At 63.9% G+C, this 3,413-nt stretch carries 3 protein-coding genes and 1 pseudogene; 3 read left to right on the forward strand and 1 reads right to left on the reverse strand.

The genetic code is table 11. The annotated features are described in order from the left end of the window. Positions 1 to 1,221 (forward strand): annotated as a pseudogene (locus VJX68_RS17290) (pentapeptide repeat-containing protein); the annotation flags it as partial. 75 nt (positions 1,222 to 1,296) lie between these two features. On the opposite strand, the gene VJX68_RS17295 reads toward VJX68_RS17290, so the two are convergent. Beyond that, complete coding sequence (locus VJX68_RS17295) at positions 1,297 to 2,001, reverse strand: PaaI family thioesterase (RefSeq protein ID WP_324096970.1); 705 nt, start codon at positions 1,999 to 2,001, stop codon at positions 1,297 to 1,299. A 159-nt stretch (positions 2,002 to 2,160) separates the two neighbouring features. Between VJX68_RS17295 and VJX68_RS17300 the strand changes: the two genes are divergently transcribed. Next, the gene (locus VJX68_RS17300; RefSeq protein ID WP_324096971.1) at positions 2,161 to 2,898 is read left to right on the forward strand and encodes a hypothetical protein; all 738 of its coding nucleotides are present in this window, start codon (positions 2,161 to 2,163) and stop codon (positions 2,896 to 2,898) included. A gap of 51 nt (positions 2,899 to 2,949) precedes the next feature. Further along, positions 2,950 to 3,413, forward strand: a 464-nt coding sequence (locus VJX68_RS17305) for an alpha/beta hydrolase fold domain-containing protein (protein WP_324096972.1), incomplete at its 3' end; no start/stop codon positions are given.

A 3,413-nucleotide genomic window follows, 5' to 3' on the forward strand; every position in this document is an offset into this window, starting at 1 on the left:
GGCCTGGACCTCTCCTACGCCACCGTCGACAAGCAGGTGACGCTCATCCGCTGCTACGTACCCGAAGGAATCAATCTGTTATCCGCCCATCTGCAGGACATCAGCGTGCGGCGCTCGCGCACCGGCGCGGTGTTCGGCAACTTGGCCAACATCCACGGCGACGCGTCGTTCCTGTTGGGCGACTTTGGCCCGGTGAGCTTCATGCGCGCGCGAATCGACGGGACGCTTGACTTGACCGGCGCGCGAATTTCCAATGCCGGCGACGACACGGTCAATCTCGTCGAGGCGAACGTCGCCGGCGACGTGCTGTTTCACGATGGCTTCACGACCGACGGCATCGTGTACGCGCGGCTGGCGAAGATCGGGCACGACTTGAGCGTTCACGGCGCTGAGTTCGAGGGCGATGGGGAACTCGACGCCGAGCGCGCCGTCATCGACGGCACCTTCTACTGGGTCGACGTGAAGCATACGGCAAAGACCGTGCTCGACCTCGAAGACGCTCATGCCGGCGCTATCTGGGACGACGAAGCGAGCTGGCCCGCGCCCGGCAACCTCGTCATCAACGGCTTCGTGTACGGCGACATCGCCGGCGGTCCGAGCGACGGGCCGTCGCGCCTGCGATGGCTCGCATTGCAGCCGCCCGAATACCATCCGCAGCCGTTTCGGCAATTGGCGAAGGTCCTGGCCGAGATGGGGCGCGACGACGGCGCGACCAGTGTGCGGATCGCCAAGGAGATCGCGCAGCGCCGCTTCGGCCACGAGAGCATCCCGCAGCGCGCGTGGAGCCTGATGCTGCAATACACGATCGGCTTCGGTTACCAGCCGCTGCGAGCGCTGTGGTGGATCGCGGGTTTCGTCGGCCTCGGCACGATTCTATTTGGATGGGGCTACCGGATGCGCATCATCACGCCGACTGAGGAAGGTCCTTACCGCGAGTTCGTCGCCAGCGGCGAAGCGCCGCCGCACTATCCGATCTTTAATCCGCTGGTCTATTCGCTGGAAAATTTCCTGCCGGTGGTCGAGCTGCACCAGGACAAATACTGGCGCCCGAATCCGCGCCACCGAGTGCGCGGCAGGCCGAAGCGAGGCGGCGAACCAGGCGATCCAAGCTCAGTCCCAAGCCGCTTGCTGCGATGCTATCTATGGCTGCACATCCTGGCCGGCTGGACTATCACGCCACTACTGTTCGCAGGGCTGTCGGGTTTAGTCCGCCCCGACTGAATTTGTTCCAACGCGATTGTTCCCCTTTCCCACCATGGGAAGGGGATTAGGAGTTAGGTTTGCGAACATCGAGACTCACTTCTTGATTGGGTGCGCAGTCGCCCGCTCTGTTACCAGCGCGGCCATTGCGGCGAAGCGCTCCTGCCCCACCGCGATGAACAGGCCGTCGGCTTCTGCCGTCAGCACGCCGTTGGCCGATAACGTTCCGTGCGTGAAGATTTTGCGGCCCTCGACGCGGTCGACGAACGCCTCGAAGACCAGTTCGGTCAGCAGCGGCGTCGGCCGGCGGTAGCGAATCGTCAGCGTCCCCGTCATGCCGGGATTGCCCGTAAGCGACTGCGCCATCCCGAGCACTTCGTCGAACGCGGCCGCGAGAAATCCGCCGTGCACGTGTCCCGGCGGACCTTCGTATGCGACGCCGAACGTGCCACGCCCCTCGACCTTGTCGCCGAGCACGGCCAGCCGAATCGGCGGCGCGAGCGGATTTGCGATTCCAATCAGCGGGCTGTGATCGAAAAACGCATGCGGATCGCCGGCGTTGGCGCTCTCGGCAAATCCCTCGTAGCTGCGCGAAACAGGATATTTCGATAGACGTTTGGCGTAGCGCTCCAACGCGTCGGCCGCTGCGGACAAGTCTTCCTCGGGCGCTGCGACTTGCACCAAGTGGTCGATCACGCGCCGCATTGCGTTGGCCAATCGATGCGCCTGGGCGCGCCGTCCGGTCGCGGGCGCCTGGCTGACGGCCCACGCCGCTTCGAAATTTACATTTTGATCGCTCATTCTTGATCGCTCATCTTGCTCGGCCAATTTTCGTGGGAAACCGCTGCGAACTTTTTTCGATGGTAGCTGTCACTTCGCGCTCAATCTACGGCGGATTCGGCAAGGTGAAGCGGCACTGGATATGCTTCGTATTATAGTAGAATGAAATCGAGCTGCCCGATGCGAACCGGGATCCTCATACTATCTGCGCTCGCCTGCGGACTGACCGCGATTGCGATTCGATCCGCTCGCGCGCAAACAACCCTCGAGGTCCCCGGACCGACGAATCAGTATCAGCCGTACATTCCGCCGCATCAGGCGCCGCCGCCCTATCAGCCAGACAACGGCGATACGATTCAACTGCTGCCGCAATTGACGAGGCCCGCGCCTGTGCAGCCTCAGCCCGTTGCGCCACCGGCGCCGCCTCCGGTCAACGCAGAGCCAATGACGGCGCAAGCGGCCCCCGCGCTGCCGGCCGTGTTCCGCGGATGCTGGCGGGGAGAAGTGAATCAACTCGATTGGATCTGGCGCGAACCGGGCGCGCACAAAATCGGGTTCTGGACGCCCAAGACCTACAGGCTCTGCTACAAACAAGTCGGCAGCCAGCCGTTCACGCTCACCTTCACCGAAACCGGCGTCGCGCCGAGCGACAAGATTATCCATCCGCAAGGCGATGTAGTGCCGATCGCCACTGACGGCCGCGCCTACGCCACGATGCGCTCGCGGCTGAGTTTCGACGAATACCGAACCCATTTCGACGGCTCGTCGCCAACCTTCGCCGTTGACGAAAACACCAACCTCGACTGTCGCATCGCGGGCGACGACATGATGGTCAGTGCCGACGTGTACGGCACCCGCGACGGCGAGCCCTGGTTCCGTGCCCACTGGCGCGCCGACTTCCATCGTTTCGCCGAGTAGCGGCGCGCGCTGCCGCTTGCCTCTCAGACCCGCCTAACCTAATGATCTCGCATGCCCAATCCGCTCGATCCCCAGATGAAGGTGATGCTCGACGCATTCAACGCCGCTGGCCCGATGTTCCTGCGCGCGGAAACTGCCGAGCAGGCGCGCGCCAAGATGCGCGCGCTGCTCGAGGCGAACCCGATTCCGCCGCCCGCGATCTATCGGGTCGAGGATCGCCCCATTCCCGGCGCCGCCGGTAATATTGCGGCGCGCGTTTACACCCCCGAGGGTAATCCGCCGATGGGCGTGCTGGTTTATTTCCACGGCGGTGGATGGGTGCTCGGCGATCTCGAGAGCCACGACCGCGTATGCCGCGCGCTCGCCAACCAGGCCGGCTGCGTTATCGTGTCGGTCGATTACCGCCTCGCGCCGGAGCACGTTTTTCCTGCCGGCGCCGAAGATTGTTACGCCGCGACAAAGTGGGTGGCCGAAAACGCGGCCTCACTCGGCGCCGATGCGTCGCGGCTCGCGGT

The organism is Binatus sp. (SeqCode) (assembly GCF_035272065.1).
Lineage (GTDB): Bacteria > Desulfobacterota > Binatia > Binatales > Binataceae > Binatus.